Annotated in this window: 13 protein-coding genes; 9 read left to right on the forward strand and 4 right to left on the reverse strand. The window is 34.1% G+C overall.

Annotated features, from left to right (window positions below; genetic code table 11):
- The first annotated feature begins 101 nt into the window (after positions 1-101).
- Both FDM27_RS07650 and FDM27_RS07655 read left to right on the forward strand, forming a co-directional pair.
- Positions 102-461 carry a hypothetical protein gene (locus FDM27_RS07650; RefSeq protein WP_140485827.1) on the forward strand — a complete coding sequence of 120 codons (360 nt, stop codon included), beginning with the start codon at positions 102-104 and terminating at the stop codon, positions 459-461.
- A gap of 57 nt (positions 462-518) precedes the next feature.
- Complete coding sequence (locus FDM27_RS07655; RefSeq protein WP_140485828.1) at positions 519-998, forward strand: GyrI-like domain-containing protein; 480 nt, start codon at positions 519-521, stop codon at positions 996-998.
- A gap of 289 nt (positions 999-1287) precedes the next feature.
- Here the strand turns inward: FDM27_RS07655 and FDM27_RS07660 are convergent, their stop codons facing one another.
- From FDM27_RS07660 to FDM27_RS07675, 4 genes are read right to left on the reverse strand one after another with little or no spacing between them, the layout of a single operon-like run.
- Positions 1288-2688, reverse strand: coding sequence for an efflux transporter outer membrane subunit (locus tag FDM27_RS07660; RefSeq protein ID WP_140485829.1), 1401 nt, complete (start codon positions 2686-2688; stop codon positions 1288-1290).
- Positions 2678-5845, reverse strand: coding sequence for an efflux RND transporter permease subunit (locus tag FDM27_RS07665; RefSeq protein WP_140485830.1), 3168 nt, complete (start codon positions 5843-5845; stop codon positions 2678-2680). The genes FDM27_RS07660 and FDM27_RS07665 overlap by 11 nt, the downstream gene beginning before the upstream one ends.
- 19 nt (positions 5846-5864) lie before the next feature.
- Complete coding sequence (locus FDM27_RS07670) at positions 5865-6977, reverse strand: efflux RND transporter periplasmic adaptor subunit (protein ID WP_140485831.1); 1113 nt, start codon at positions 6975-6977, stop codon at positions 5865-5867.
- A 9-nt stretch (positions 6978-6986) separates the two neighbouring features.
- Positions 6987-7481: a GbsR/MarR family transcriptional regulator gene (locus FDM27_RS07675; RefSeq protein WP_140485832.1), complete on the reverse strand. Its 495-nt coding sequence runs from the start codon at positions 7479-7481 to the stop codon at positions 6987-6989.
- Positions 7482-7701: 220 nt separating this feature from the next.
- Here FDM27_RS07675 and FDM27_RS07680 point away from each other — a divergent pair, with 220 nt between their 5' ends.
- The 7 genes from FDM27_RS07680 to FDM27_RS07710 all read left to right on the forward strand — a co-directional run bounded on the left by FDM27_RS07680 (position 7702) and on the right by FDM27_RS07710 (position 15080).
- The gene (locus FDM27_RS07680) at positions 7702-8493 is read left to right on the forward strand and encodes a DUF1080 domain-containing protein (RefSeq protein WP_140485833.1); all 792 of its coding nucleotides are present in this window, start codon (positions 7702-7704) and stop codon (positions 8491-8493) included.
- 292 nt (positions 8494-8785) lie between these two features.
- Positions 8786-10015, forward strand: coding sequence for an HD domain-containing protein (locus FDM27_RS07685; RefSeq protein WP_071185762.1), 1230 nt, complete (start codon positions 8786-8788; stop codon positions 10013-10015).
- Positions 10016-10053: 38 nt separating this feature from the next.
- Positions 10054-11100 (forward strand): UDP-3-O-(3-hydroxymyristoyl)glucosamine N-acyltransferase, encoded by a 1047-nt coding sequence (gene lpxD, locus FDM27_RS07690; RefSeq protein ID WP_071186462.1) that lies wholly within the window; start codon positions 10054-10056, stop codon positions 11098-11100.
- Complete coding sequence (locus tag FDM27_RS07695; RefSeq protein WP_140485834.1) at positions 11093-12487, forward strand: bifunctional UDP-3-O-[3-hydroxymyristoyl] N-acetylglucosamine deacetylase/3-hydroxyacyl-ACP dehydratase; 1395 nt, start codon at positions 11093-11095, stop codon at positions 12485-12487. The genes lpxD and FDM27_RS07695 overlap by 8 nt, the downstream gene beginning before the upstream one ends.
- 81 nt (positions 12488-12568) lie before the next feature.
- A complete protein-coding gene (gene lpxA, locus FDM27_RS07700; RefSeq protein ID WP_071185763.1) occupies positions 12569-13354 on the forward strand; it encodes an acyl-ACP--UDP-N-acetylglucosamine O-acyltransferase in 786 nt (261 codons plus the stop codon).
- 135 nt (positions 13355-13489) lie between these two features.
- Positions 13490-14056, forward strand: a complete 567-nt coding sequence (gene efp / locus FDM27_RS07705; protein ID WP_071185764.1) for an elongation factor P — start codon at positions 13490-13492, stop codon at positions 14054-14056.
- A 91-nt stretch (positions 14057-14147) separates the two neighbouring features.
- Positions 14148-15080: a UDP-3-O-(3-hydroxymyristoyl)glucosamine N-acyltransferase gene (locus FDM27_RS07710; protein ID WP_071185765.1), complete on the forward strand. Its 933-nt coding sequence runs from the start codon at positions 14148-14150 to the stop codon at positions 15078-15080.
- The last annotated feature ends 79 nt before the right edge of the window (positions 15081-15159 follow it).

The following is a 15159-nucleotide window of genomic DNA, read 5'->3' on the forward strand; positions in this document are numbered from 1 at the left end:
TTATATTTGATCATAATTAAAAGGTTTCTGATATTTTTTAAATTATCATTTTTAAATAAAATCTTCAAACATTTATATTCAATTAAATTATAGGAAGTCAAATGGAATGGAATATTTTTGAAAAAGAACAAAAAGAAATTTGTAAAAAGTATAATTTAGAATGGAATTCTGTAAATGAAAATTCTATGTTAGCAATTAATGATTCTTTGTTCTTAAATATTGAACCAATAAATGGTTTAAGGCATAATCGTAATGGAAATATTGAAGGTTGGTATATTTGGAGTGGTGATGAAATACCTCATGATGAAGAAAATTTTTTTAAACCAATTCACATTTATCACTTAATTGATAGTAAACCTGAAATACTTAAATATTTGGGATTACCCGTAGGTTATAGATTTCAGATTGATAGTAAAAAATATGAAGACATTTGGTTTAATGAAAAAGTAGCAAACGTTTAAAAATAGTAGAATACAGTAACGTTTATTACAGATTATAAATAAATTTCAAACGAAAAAATGACCCCCAAAATCACTACACTTTCAGAGAAAAAACTAATTGGTTGCAAGCAAAACATGAATTATGCGACTTACAATCCGGTTTTATTATGGCAAAGTTTTATGCCTATAAAAAAGGAAATTACAAATACGGTAAGTGCTGATTTATTTTCGGTACAGCAATTTCCGGAAGGTTTTTGGACTCAATTTAACCCTGAAACTGTGTTTGAAAAATGGGCAGCGGTAGAAGTAACTGATTTTGATAGTATTCCTGCGAATATGAGTTATTTAGTGATTCCGGGAGGTTGGTATGCAGTTTTTGATTATAAAGGTGATGGGAGTGATGCGCCGGCTTTTTTTGAGTCTATTTTTGGAACCTGGTTTCCTAATTCGGCTTACGTTGTGGATGACAGACCCCATTTTGAAATATTAGGTGCTAAATACAAAAAAGGTGATCCTAATTCAGAAGAGGAAATCTGGATTCCGATTCGATTGAAATAATTACTTGAATTTTTAAGGAACACAGATCAAACGGATTTCAGCAGATTTAAATGAATTTTATAGTGTTATTTGATGAATTGGAACGGGATTTAATGGCTTTATTCAAACTTAAAATAGATTTGGCTAAGACCATTTGTTGACAATTACTTACATAGGGCTAAAGCCCGACGCAATTGATGTTTGAAAAACAATTAAATAACATGAATACAACACAATAAAGCTATCTCGTTTTTTGGAACGGGATAGCTTTTTGGATATATAACCTAATGTAAACTGAGGAAATAATAATTTACTGCCATCCTCCGCCCAAGGCTTTGTACAATTGAATGATGGCTTTGTATTGTTGGAATTTATTATCAACCAAACTCAATTCGGCGTTCAAGGCATCGTTTTTAGACGTTAAAACTTCGAGATAGTTGGCTAAACCATAAGTCAACAATTCATCTGAAAAATTTGCTGCTTTTTTTAGCGCATCAACCTGTTTTTCACGAACCTTGATTTTGTAAGTTTCATTATTGTATTGTGCCAGTGCATCCGAAACTTCTTTCCCTGCCGTTAAAAGCGATTGTTCAAATTGAATATAGGCTTTTTCCTGATTGGCTTTTGCAATTTCATATTTGGTTTTTAACTGCCTTTGATTAAAAATAGGCTGTGTTAAACCGGTAACGATATTGGCAAAAATGGAATTAGCACTAAACCATTCATTCAGATGAATAGTTTGTAATCCGCCGGTAGCTGTGATTTTAAATGAAGGATAAAAACTGCTTTTAGCAACATTTGTCATTTCAAAATTGCTGATCAAATTGTACTCAGCAGCAATTACATCAGGACGATTACGCAGTAAATTAGCAGGAACGCCAAGGGTAATTTGGGGTTGTATTTTTTGCGTTTCAAAAGTGCTTCGTTCTATTTTTTTAGAAGATTCGCCTAAAAGAATATTCAACGTATTTTCCAGTAAAACGGCATTGTTTTTTAAATCGGCAATAATTAATAGTGTTGCATATTTTTGAGCTTCGGTTTGTTTGACACCTACTTCGGTAACGTTTCCGGCTTTTTTAAGTTGTTTGATTGTTTCAACACTTTGCTCTCTGTTGATTAAGGTTTCTTCAGCTACTTTTATTTGAGAATCAAGAGCCATTAACTGGTAATAAGTAGTGGCAATCGAAGCAATTAATTGGGTTTTTATAGCCTGATTAACTGCCGAAGTTTGTAGAAACGCAGCATTGGTTGCGCGTTTATTGCTTCGTATTTTTCCCCAAATATCCGCTTCCCAGGATAAAGTTCCAGTAAGCTGGTACTGATCGGTACTACGGTTTTGAACAATTGCACCAAACTGACTATTTTTAGACAATTCCTGATGTGTCCAGTCGGCTCCGGCAGAAAGAGTAGGGAAGTAGCCTGCTTTTCCTTGTTTCATAGACGCTTCGGCAGCGGCAAGATTTTGCATGGCGATTTTAATATCTAAATTGTTTTCCAATCCTTTTGTGATATATCTCTGCAAAAGTGGATCGGTAAAAATCTTATCCCAGGAAACATTTGCAAATGAAACAGTGTCAGTTGACACTACTTCATTTCGATACAAATCGGCTGTTTTTAATTCAGGTCTTTTATAATCTTTGGACACAAAACAAGATTGTAATAAGACCGCAGCTATCGCTAATAAAGCGATTTTATATATTCTATTTTTCATTTTCTTTTTCTAAAGATTCAATATTAGATTCGCCAATTGGAGTTGGAAGTGGTTTTGTTGAAATTTTTTCCTGTAAATTTTGGAAAACAATAAACAAAATTGGAATTACAAATACTCCTAAAATAGTACCGATAAGCATTCCTCCAATAGCACCTGTACCAATTGCTTTGTTACCAACCGCACCGGCTCCTTTGGCCAACATTAATGGCAATAATCCAAGAATAAAGGCGAAAGAAGTCATCAAAATAGGACGCAAACGAGCTACTGAACCTTGTATGGCTGCTTGTGAAATACTTAAGCCTTTTCTTCTTGCTTCGGCAGCAAATTCGACTATCAAAATGGCATTTTTAGCCAATAATCCAATAAGCATGATGAGCGTAATTTGGAGGTAAATAGTATTGCTTAACTTAAAGAAATAAGCAAAAATAAAGGTTCCGGCTAAACCAACAGGTAATGATAACAATACGGCAAAAGGCAGAATATAACTTTCATATTGGGCTGCCAATAAGAAATAAACAAACACCAGACACAATAAGAAAATGTATAAGGTTTGTCCCCCTGCACTGATTTCTTCACGCGTCATTCCTGAGAATTCATATCCGTAACCCAAAGGTAAATGTTGAGCAGCCACTTCTTCAATCGCTTTAATAGCGTCTCCTGAGCTGTATCCTTCTTTTGGAGCTCCTGTAATTTTTACCGAAGTAAATAAATTAAAACGTTCGATGGCTTGAGGGCCAAATACCTTTTCTAATTTTACATATTCAGAAATTGGAGCCATTTGTCCGCTGCTATTTCGAACCAAAACTTTGTTTAAAGATTCCGGATCTGTTCTGAATTGTGGTTCGGATTGATACATTACACGAAATTGCTTTCCGAATTTATTAAAGTTAGAAGCATAAACTCCACCGTAATAGCCTTGCATTGTACCTAAAACATCGGTAACGCTAAGCCCAGATTTTTTTATAGCTGCTACATTCAAATCAATTCGGTATTGCGGGAAATTAGGAGAGAATGAAGTAGCTGCATATTGAATTTCCGGACGACTGTTTAAAGCCGCCAAAAATTGACTGTTTACCGTACTTAATTCCTGGATTGTTCCTCCTTTTTGATCTTGTAATTGAAATTCGAAACCATTCGAATAACCAAAACCAACTAATGTAGGGCGCGCAAAGAATAGTACTTTGGCATCTTTAACAACTGCAGCACGCTTGAATAATTCCTGTACCACAGCGGTAATTTCCTGATTTGCATTTTTACGTTCGGCCCAGGGTTTTAATTTTACAATGACCATCCCGTAATTACTTCCTGTTCCACTTATCAAGCTTCGACCTGAAATACGAAGTACTTCCTGAATTTCAGGCATGTTTTTTACCTGGTTTTCAATTTGGATTAGTACTTTTTCGGTTTTTTCTAAAGAAGTTCCCGGTGCTAAAGAAACATCCGAAAGAATGGCTCCGGTATCTTCGCTAGGTACAAACGCTTTTGGAGTAGTATTAGTCAATAAGATAAAAAGTCCTGCAAAAACAACAATTCCTAAGAAAGCTAACCATTTACGCTTAACTAAAAATTCAACGGCTCTTTTGTATTTAGAAGTTGTTGAGTCGAATCCGGCATTAAAAGCAGAGTAAAAACGGTCTAAAAATCCTTTGCTACTTTTCTCTCCATGATTTTTTAAGAAAATAGCACACAAAGCCGGCGAAAGTGTTAAGGCATTGATAGCAGAAAGCACGATAGCAATAGCCAAGGTCAATCCAAATTGTTTGTAGAAAACTCCGGCAGATCCACTAATAAATGAAACCGGAATAAATACCGCCGACATGACTAAGGTAATCGAAATAATAGCACTACTGATATCGCCCATGGCACTATGAGTTGCTTTTTTAGGATCATGTTCACCGGCTTCCATTTTAGCATGAACAGCTTCTACAACCACAATGGCATCATCAACCACAATACCAACAGCTAATACTAACGCAAATAAAGTTAATAAGTTAATGGTAAAACCAAATAAACTTAAGAAAAAGAAGGTTCCAACAATAGCAACCGGAACAGAAATAGCCGGTATTAATGTAGATCTCCAGTCTTGCAAAAAGATGAAAACAACAAGGAATACCAATATAAAAGCTTCAATTAAAGTATGGATTACCTTAGAAATAGATTCTTCCAGAAAATCATTAGCATTAATTAAAGTGGTATATTTTACTCCTTTGGGGAAATTCACTACTGACTGATCCATTACTTTCAGAGAGCCTTCAATTACTTCCTGTGCATTAGATCCTGCGGTTTGAGCAATGGCAATAGCAATGGATTGGTTGCCGTTAGTAAACGATTTACTGGCATAATTAACCGCTCCCAGTTCAATTCGGGCTATATCCCCCAGTTTTAATACTTCGCCATTGGGAGTAGAACGCACAATAATTTCTTCAAACTCTTTAGTACTTTGTAAGCGTCCTTTGTATTTTAAAGTATATTGGAAAGACTGGTCGCCGCTTTCTCCTAATTGTCCCGGAGCAGCTTCAATATTTTGTTCGGCCAATAATGCAGAAATATCCGAGGGCACTAAACCATAAGCTCCCATAACATCAGGTTTCAACCAAATACGCATGGAGTAGTCTCTCTGACCAAATATCATCGCTTCTCCAACTCCCGGAACACGTTTGATTTTTGGTAAAATATTAATGTTGGCATAGTTTTGAAGAAAGGTAATATCGTAATCCGGATTTTCACTATACAGCGATAAAATTAAAATGTTATCACTTTGTTTTTTTGATGTAGTAACTCCGGCTTTAGTAACTTCCTGTGGCAATAATGAAGCAGCACGTGCTACACGGTTTTGTACATTTACAGCTGCCAAATCAGGATTAGTTCCTAATTTAAAAAATATATTAATCGATGCTGAACCATCATTATTTGAGGTTGAAGTCATGTAGGTCATGTCTTCTACACCATTGATTTGTTCTTCTAAAGGAATAACTACCGAGTTCATTACTACTTCGGCACTCGCACCCTGATAATTAGCGGATACCGTTACCGTAGGAGGTGCAATTTCGGGATATTGTGAAACGGGAAGCGAAATCAACCCTAATATTCCCAGTATAACAATGATAATAGAAATTACCGTTGACAATACGGGTCTGTCAATAAATTTTGAAAACATACTCTGTTATTATTCGATGTTAGTTAATGGCTTTTTTATCAGCAGTAATTATGGAGGCATAGTCCACTAATTCAGGTTTTATTGCTGTTCCTTCGGCAACAATTCCTACACCTTCAATAAGAATTTTATCATTGCTATTCAATCCTTTATCAACAACAAAATATTGTCCTCCGGGTACCGCACGAACTTCAACGGGAACAAATTTTACTTTGTTGTCCTTATCAGTAACCAATACAATGCGTTTGTCCTGCATTTCTAAAGTAGCATTTTGTGGAATTAAAATCACATCTTTTAAATTAGTTGGAATTTGAATACTACCACTTCCTCCGGAACGCAATACTTTGTTTGCATTTGGAAAACTGGCTCTTACGTTAAAAGAACCTGTTTGTGTATTAGCCTGTCCGCTAAAAGTTTCGATTTTTCCTTTTAAATCATATTGCATTCCGTTACTTAGAATCAAATTGACGGCAGGCATTTTAGTGATTTTTTCCTGAAAAGTTTTTCCAGGAGTTTGCATGGTAATATCCAATTGCTGTTTTTCGTTCATTGAAAAATAGGCATAAATAGTACTTACATCTGAAATTCGGGTTAATGGCTCGGCAGTTTGGCTGCTTACATAACTTCCTAATCGTAAAGGTAAAGTTCCTACTATTCCATTTACCGGACTTTTGATTGTTGCGTAATTAATGCGTTCAAGAATACTTTGATAGGTACTTTTGGCACTGGCTAAATTTGCTTTAGCTGTTTCCAGTTGTACATCGCTGATAATATTGCGTTCTACTAATGGTTTTAAACGATTCACTTCTACCTGAGCTGCAGTTACTTTTGCTTTAGCAGCAGCGGCTTCCTGATTAGCCGTTTGTGTTTCCAGCTTAAAAAGCAATTGTCCTTTTTTTACTTCCTGACCTTCCTGAACATATATTTTTTCGATATAACCATCCACTTTTGCACGAATGTCAATATCTGTAATTCCTTCTAAAGTTGCAGGATATTCGGCTAATAGAGTAGTATTTGATTTTTGTATTTGAATTAATTTGTACGGAATTACAGAAGGTGCTGCTGCCTGTTCTTCTTTTTTACCACAAGCTACTAAGAGAATGGCACTTATAAGGGTTAATGAAAGTTTTTTCATTGAGACAAATTATTTATTATTGTTGTTATTGATTTCTATTTGTTTGAAGTTGTTGATTGTTTTACTAAACACTTTTCCAACTTCTATAATATGTGTTCTGTAGGCTTTTACGTTTTCTAAATTGCACTTTTCTTCAGGGCAGGAAACAGTGGCTTCTCGGTACTCGACCAGTCGGTCAATGATGAGCATTTCAGAATCGATTAGTTTGATAATATTGCCAAGGCGTTCACTTAAGTTGGCCGGTTTAAAATATTTTTTGCGGTCTCCTGTTTTGGTGAAATAGGATATTTTTTCCATCTTTAAGAGTAAGTTCAAATTAGTAGAAATTGAACTTTTGCTGGCACTTAATTTTTCGACTAAAGATTCAAATGTAAGCCCTGTTTTGCATCCGTCAATAATTAGTGTTCCTAATATTCTTGCCGCAAGTGGTGAAATATTGTAGAGTTTTTCAAAATAATTCCCATACAATTCAATGATTTCTTCTCTTTCTTTTTTGATGTCCATGACTAATTTTTTGCAAATTTAAAGTTAGTTCGTAAAATACCGAACTAACCGAACTTAATTTTGTGTTAATTTTTATACAGCCATATTTTTCAGATTTGAAAATAATTCAGTTAAATACATCAAAATCAATTGTTCAATAGTTTTATTTTAATAAAATTAGTTCTTAAAAAAAATGCTTAATATTGAGAATCAAAAATTAACCATTCAAATAAATTGAACCATGAAATTTAAAGTTTTGAAACAATCTTTTTTATCGGTAGTCTTATTTTCGGCAGGAATTACAGCACAAAACAAGTTTGTAAATACTCCGCCGGAAGTTTCTCCAATGCCCATGAAACCTGAAATGACTGAAATTTGGAAACCGGAAGTAAAAATAATTACGCCTGCTAAAATTTTGGGCAACGCACCTTCGGACGCAATTGTTTTATTTGATGGAAAAAACTTAGATCAGTGGGTCAGTAAAAAAAACAGTAATAAACCGGCGGAATGGAAAATTGTTGATAATGATTATTTAGAAGTTGTACCAGGTTCGGGTGATATTCAGACAAAAATGACATTTGGAGACTGTCAGTTGCATTTAGAATGGAGTACGCCGGACGAAGTTTTAGATGGAGGACAGGCAAGGGGAAATAGTGGTGTGTTTTTCCAAAACAGATATGAATTGCAAATTTTAGATTCTTATAATAACAGAACTTACAGTAACGGTCAGGCGGGAAGTATATATAAGGATCATGCACCATTAGTAAATGCTGTAAAATCACCATTGGAATGGAATGTTTATGATGTAATCTATACCGCACCACGCTTCAGGACTGATGGAAAAATTGATGCTCCAGCCAGAATTACTGTTTTTCTAAACGGTGTTTTGATACAAAATAATGTAACAATAAATGGTTTGACGCTTTATATCGGTTTACATAATTATCCGTCTTCTCATGGTGACGATGTTATTTCGCTTCAGGATCATGGTGCTAAAAATCAATTTAGAAATATTTGGATAAGAAAACTTTAAAAATGGCAATTAGCAGGTCAAGTGCATTAAATTTTTTGCCGAAAATTAGACCAATAAGTACAAATTAAACGTTGTTTTTAATTACACTAATCATTAAAACAGATAGAATTTGTGTTATTAGATTTTAATTTTGATTATAATTAGTAACAATTGTTGTAATTGCTTCGCCAATTCGCTATCGCTCGGGTCGTGTACAACTTTTTTCTAAAAGTAAACACCTTGGAGAATTAGTAATTTTACTGTTTTTACAATCTAATTTACTTATATTTGTCAACCTAAAATTCAAGTTCTAGTGACGCAAATCAATAAGCTTAAAATATTCAACGATCCTATTTATGGATTTATCAGCATTCCAAATGCTTTAATATACGACTTAATTCAGCATCCCTATTTTCAACGATTAAGACGTATTTCTCAAATGGGTTTGTCGTACTTAGTATATCCCGGAGCTAATCATACTCGTTTTCATCACGCCTTAGGTTGCCTACATTTAATGCAAAAAGCCGTAGATGTGTTGCGCTTTAAAGGGGTTTCCATTTCGGAAGAAGAAGAAAACGCATTGTATATTGCTATTTTATTGCACGATATTGGGCATGGACCATTTTCGCATGCAATGGAAAAAAGTATTGTAGAAGATGTGCATCATGAGGAAATTTCGTTGTTGTTCATGAAGCAATTAAATGTTGAGTTCAAAGGAAAATTAAGTCTGGCGATTAAAATTTTTGAAGGAGATTATCATCGAAAATTCATGTTGCAATTGATTTCAAGTCAATTGGATATGGATCGAATGGATTATTTAAAACGTGATAGTTTCTATTCGGGTGTGGCTGAAGGAAATGTCAATTCGGAGCGTTTAATCCAAATGATGAATGTTGAAGATGATTTTTTGGTTATCGAAGAAAAAGGTATTTATTCAGTTGAGAAATTTTTAATGTCACGCCGACTGATGTATTGGCAGGCTTATTTGCACAAGACCAGTTTAGTGGGCGAATTGATTTTGACAAAAATCTTAAAACGCGCCAAAGAATTAGCATTAAAAGGAATGGTTTTGCCTTGCAGTGAGCCATTGCAATTTTTTATGCAAAATAAAATTTCGTTGGAATCGTTTAATACTATTACTTTAGATTTGTTTTCTCAGTTAGATGATTTTGATATCATTAGCGCCTTAAAAGCCTGGCAAAGACAAGATGATTTTATTTTATCTACTTTGAGTAAAATGATTATCAACAGAGATTTATTGAAAATAAAATTGACTAGTGAAAAAGTAGCCATTGAAGATTTAACTCCTTTAAAAGAGCGTTTTGCCTTAGAAAATAATATCAGTGTAGCCGATGCTAATTATTTTATTTTTAAAGGAAAAATAAAAAATCAGGCTTATGACAAGGAAGCTGAACCCATACGAATTTTGAAAAAAGACCGAACAGTTGAAGATGTTATCGAATCATCAGATCAATTGAATTTGAAATCTTTATCAAAGTCGGTGACCAAATATTACATTTGTTTCCCAAAACAACTGGTATAAAACCATATTTAAAATCTATTTTTTATATTTTTGTCGGAATGAAATTTACAGCAGAACAAATAGCGGGTGTTTTAGAGGGCGAAGTAGTGGGGAATCCCCAAGCTGAAGTCCATGAATTATCTAAAATAGAAGAAGGAAAAGAGGGTTCGCTTACTTTTTTATCCAATCCCAAATACAATAATTATATCTATACTACCGAGGCTACAATAACCATTGTAAATAAAACTTTTGTCCCTGAATCAGATTTAAAAACAACACTAATTAAGGTGGATGATGCTTATATGGCTTTTTCCAAGTTATTAGAATTTTACGATCAGGCAAAAAAAGCCAGTAAAAAAGGTATCGAACCTCATACAGTTTTATCTGAAGATGTCAAATATGGTCAAAATTTATATTTAGGTAGCTTTAGTTATGTAGGTACAAATGTGGTTATTGGTGATAATGTAAAAATATATCCTAACTGTTTTATTGGCGATAATGTTGTCATTCGCGATAATGTCACTATTTTTGCCGGCGCAAAGATTTATTCGGAAACCATAATTGGTAATAATTGTATTATTCATGCAGGAACTGTTATTGGTTCGGATGGTTTTGGGTTTGCACCCAATTCGGATGGAACATACAAGAAAATTCCCCAAATAGGAAATGTAGTTATTGAAGATGATGTTGAAATAGGAGCTTGTACTACAATTGACAGAGCCACATTAGGTTCAACCCGAATTAGAAAAGGAGTGAAATTAGACAATCAGATTCAGGTTGCTCACAATGTTGAAATTGGCGAAAATACTGTAATAGCTGCTCAAACCGGAATTGCGGGTTCTACTAAGATTGGTACAAACGGAATGATTGGCGGGCAAGTAGGAATATCAGGTCATTTAATAATTGGAAATAATGTCAGAATCCAGGCGCAGTCCGGAGTGGCAAGAAATATAAAAGACGACGAAGTTTTGCAAGGGAGTCCTACATTTGGTTATACTGATTTTAGTAAATCCTATGTGCATTTCAAAAATTTCCCTAAGATTATTGCAGAAATTGACGAATTAAAGAAACAAATATTAAACCAAAAACATGGAAACAATGGTTAAACAGAAGACCATCAAAACAGAAATCTCGTTAACGGGAGTTGGCTTACACACCGGTAAAGAAGTTAAAATGACTTTTAAACCTGCTCCTGCAAATAATGGTTTTACTTTTGTTAGGTTAGATCTTGAAGGACATCCTGTAATTGAGGCAGATGCAAATTATGTTGTCAATACTCAAAGAGGTACAAATCTGGAAAAATTAGGCGTTAAAATTCAAACACCTGAGCATGTTTTAGCTGCTCTGGTAGGTTGTGATTTAGACAATGTTATCATTGAATTAGATGCTTCAGAGCTTCCTATTATGGATGGTTCTTCAAAATATTTTGTTGAAGCTTTAGAAAAAGCAGGTGTAGAGGAACAAAGTGCTAAACGCAATGTTTACGTTGTAAAAGAAGTAATTTCATTTACTGACGAAGCAAGCGGAAGCGAAATTCTGGTAATGCCTAGTGATCATTATACGGTAACTACAATGGTTGATTTTGGTACTAAAATTTTAGGTACACAAAATGCAACTCTTAAAAGTATAGACGATTTTAAAACTGAAATTGCATCTTCAAGAACTTTCAGCTTTTTGCACGAATTAGAGTCTCTTTTAGATAATGGTTTGATTAAAGGCGGTGATTTGAATAATGCTATTGTTTATGTAGATAAAGAAATTTCTACAGCAACAATGGAAAATTTAAAAGTAGCTTTTGGTAAAGAAACACTTACTGTAAAACCAAATGGTATTTTAGATAATCTGACTTTACATTATCCAAATGAAGCTGCAAGACACAAATTATTGGATGTAATAGGTGATTTGGCTTTGATTGGAACAAAAATACAAGGAAAAGTTATTGCTAATAAACCAGGTCATTTTGTAAACACACAATTTGCAAAGAAAATGGCTAAGATGATTAAAATTGAACAACGCAACTACGTTCCTGTTTACGATTTGAATCAAGAGCCTTTGATGGATATTCATAAAATCATGGCAATGTTGCCACACAGGCCACCATTTTTGTTGATTGACAGAATCATCGAAATGTCTGACAGTCATGTGGTGGGGATGAAAAATGTAACTATGAATGAAAATTTCTTCGTTGGACATTTCCCTGATGCTCCGGTTATGCCTGGAGTTTTAATTGTTGAAGCTATGGCACAAACTGGTGGTATTTTAGTTTTAAGTACCGTTCCGGATCCGGAGAATTATTTGACCTACTTTATGAAAATTGATAATGTGAAATTCAAACATAAAGTATTGCCAGGAGATACCTTAATATTCAAGTGTGATTTAATTACTCCTATCAGAAGAGGAATTTGCCACATGCAGGCTAATGCTTACGCTAATGGTAAATTAGTTGCTGAAGCTGAATTAATGGCACAAATTGCAAGAAAACAACAACAATAATTAGGATAGAAACAGTTCCTCCCTGTTACTATGATTTTTTAAATAGTAATTAAGGTAATTAATTATAAAAACAAAAAATAGATGAATCAACCGTTAGCTTATGTTCATCCTGGTGCGAAAATCGCCAAAAATGTGGTAATTGAACCTTTTACAACCATTCATAACAATGTGGTAATTGGCGATGGTACCTGGATAGGTTCTAATGTAACCATCATGGAAGGTGCAAGAATTGGAAAAAATTGCAATATTTTTCCCGGAGCAGTTATCTCGGCTGTTCCACAAGATTTAAAATTTGGTGGTGAAGATTCATTGGCTATTATTGGTGACAACTGTACTATTAGAGAGTGTGTAACTATCAACAGAGGTACTAATGCTTCCGGACAAACAGTTATTGGAAATAATTGTTTAATTATGGCAGCAGCTCATATTGCTCATGATTGTGTAGTAGGAGATAATGCAATTATTGTAAACGGTGTGCTTTTGGCGGGTCATGTTATTGTGGGTAAATACGCTGTATTAGGCGGTTTGGCAGCAGTACATCAGTTTATCAATATTGGAGATCACGCAATGGTTTCAGGTGGTTCTTTAGTTCGTAAAGACGTTCCTCCTTATACTAAAGCGGCTAAAGAACCTTTGTCCTATGTAGGTATCAATTCTGTTGGATTGAGAAGAAGAGGTTTTACAACTGAAAAAATCAGAGAAATTCAGGACATCTATCGAATTTTATATCAAAAAAATTATAATAATACTCAGGCTTTAGGAATCATAGAAGCCGAAATGGAAGCAACTCCTGAAAGAGACGAAATTATTGATTTTATAAGAAACTCTTCCAGAGGTATTATGAAAGGTTATAGTGGAGGCTATTAAAGGCTAATAGAATAAAAAAAGAAGAATGAGAAAAGATCAGGTATTTAATTTATATTAGTTGATCTTTAGAAAATAAATAAAATAAGATTTTAGAAATATAAACTCTAAAATCTACAATCTTAAATCATAAATAAAATGGCATCTACATCAGATATTAGAAACGGACTTTGTATTAAATACAACCACGATATTTATAAAATTATCGAATTTTTACACGTAAAACCAGGAAAAGGACCTGCTTTTGTAAGAACAAAATTAAAAAGTTTAACAACCGGAAAAGTATTGGATAATACTTTTTCAGCAGGACATAAAATTGATGATGTACGCGTAGAAACACATACGTACCAATATTTATATGCAGAAGGAGATCAATTTCATTTTATGAATAACGAATCTTTTGAGCAAATTACTTTGAACAAAAGTATTCTTGATGCTCCGGATTTATTGAAAGAAGGAACTAATGTAATGGTTCAGATTAATACTGAAACTGATTTGCCTTTATCAGTAGATATGCCGGCTTCAATTATTCTTGAAGTAACTTATGCAGAACCGGGAGTAAAAGGGAATACAGCTACAAATGCTACTAAATCAGCAACTGTTGAAACTGGAGCTACAGTTAACGTTCCTTTGTTTATCAACGAAGGAGATAAAATTAAAATTGATACCGCTTCAGGATCCTACATGGAGCGTGTTAAAGAATAGTTTACAGTATTTAGTGCTCCAGTTTGAAAATCAGGCTGGACATTAAAAACTGAATACCTGCCTACCGACAGTCGGGCTAAATACTAAAAAGATGAAATTTACAAGAGCATATTCTTTAAAAGAAATCGCAAATTTACTCAACTGTGAATTTGTAGGGAATGAGGATTTTGAGGTTTTAGGCATGAACGAAATTCATGTGGTGGAGAAAGGAGATATTGTTTTTGTAGATCATCCTAAATACTACGACAAAGCGCTAAACTCGGCAGCTACAATTGTTTTGATTAATAAAAAAGTGGATTGTCCTGAAGGAAAAGCATTGCTTGTTTCTGATGATCCTTTTCGTGATTTCAACAAACTAACTCATTTTTTTAAACCTTTCCAATTTGCCGGAGTAGCTATTGCTCCAACGGCAATTATTGGCGAAGGAACTATAATTCAGCCAAATTCTTTTATTGGTAATAATGTTGTTATTGGAAAAGATTGTTTGATTCATTCTAATGTGTCCATTTATGATCATACTATAATAGGAGACAATGTAATTATTCATGCCGGAACTGTTCTTGGTGCCGATGCGTTTTATTATAAAAAACGTCCTGAGGGTTTTGACCAATTGCTATCAGGAGGTCGTGTTGTTATTAAAGATAATGTAGGCATTGGTGCTCTTTGTACTATTGATAAAGGGGTTACCGGTGATACAACAATTGGTGAAGGAACAAAAATTGACAATCAGGTTCATGTAGGTCATGATACTGTGATTGGAAAAAAATGTTTAATAGCTTCTCAAACCGGAATTGCAGGTTGTGTAATCATTGAAGACGAAGTGACACTTTGGGGACAGGTTGGTACAACCAGCGGAATTACAATTGGAGGAAAAGCTGTTGTCATGGGACAAACCGGAGTAACTAAATCAGTAGAAGGAGGGAAAACTTATTTCGGAACACCTATTCAGGAGTCCAGAGAAAAATTAAAACAATTAGCCAATATCAAAAAGATTCCGGAGATTCTTGATAAATTAAAACAATAAAAAAAGTGCTGCCAAATTATTAATTTTGTTTAAAAAGTAAATAATTTGTGTTGAAGCTAACAAAATGGGTAGAATATCC

The sequence above is a fragment of the Flavobacterium sp. GSA192 genome (assembly GCF_006386525.1).
In the GTDB taxonomy this organism is placed as follows: Bacteria; Bacteroidota; Bacteroidia; order Flavobacteriales; family Flavobacteriaceae; genus Flavobacterium; species Flavobacterium commune.

Excerpts from the sequence above, each read along its gene's own strand:
- efp (WP_071185764.1), top strand. The coding sequence starts at position 13,490 with ATGGCATCTACATCAGATATTAGAAACGGACTTTGTATTAAATACAAC.
- FDM27_RS07695 (WP_140485834.1), top strand. The coding sequence starts at position 11,093 with ATGGTTAAACAGAAGACCATCAAAACAGAAATCTCGTTAACGGGAGTT.
- FDM27_RS07665 (WP_140485830.1), bottom strand. The coding sequence starts at position 5,845 with ATGTTTTCAAAATTTATTGACAGACCCGTATTGTCAACGGTAATTTCT.
- lpxD (WP_071186462.1), top strand. The coding sequence starts at position 10,054 with ATGAAATTTACAGCAGAACAAATAGCGGGTGTTTTAGAGGGCGAAGTA.
- FDM27_RS07710 (WP_071185765.1), top strand. The coding sequence starts at position 14,148 with ATGAAATTTACAAGAGCATATTCTTTAAAAGAAATCGCAAATTTACTC.
- FDM27_RS07660 (WP_140485829.1), bottom strand. The coding sequence starts at position 2,688 with ATGAAAAATAGAATATATAAAATCGCTTTATTAGCGATAGCTGCGGTC.
- FDM27_RS07675 (WP_140485832.1), bottom strand. The coding sequence starts at position 7,481 with ATGGACATCAAAAAAGAAAGAGAAGAAATCATTGAATTGTATGGGAAT.
- FDM27_RS07680 (WP_140485833.1), top strand. The coding sequence starts at position 7,702 with ATGAAATTTAAAGTTTTGAAACAATCTTTTTTATCGGTAGTCTTATTT.
- FDM27_RS07670 (WP_140485831.1), bottom strand. The coding sequence starts at position 6,977 with ATGAAAAAACTTTCATTAACCCTTATAAGTGCCATTCTCTTAGTAGCT.
- FDM27_RS07655 (WP_140485828.1), top strand. The coding sequence starts at position 519 with ATGACCCCCAAAATCACTACACTTTCAGAGAAAAAACTAATTGGTTGC.
- lpxA (WP_071185763.1), top strand. The coding sequence starts at position 12,569 with ATGAATCAACCGTTAGCTTATGTTCATCCTGGTGCGAAAATCGCCAAA.
- FDM27_RS07650 (WP_140485827.1), top strand. The coding sequence starts at position 102 with ATGGAATGGAATATTTTTGAAAAAGAACAAAAAGAAATTTGTAAAAAG.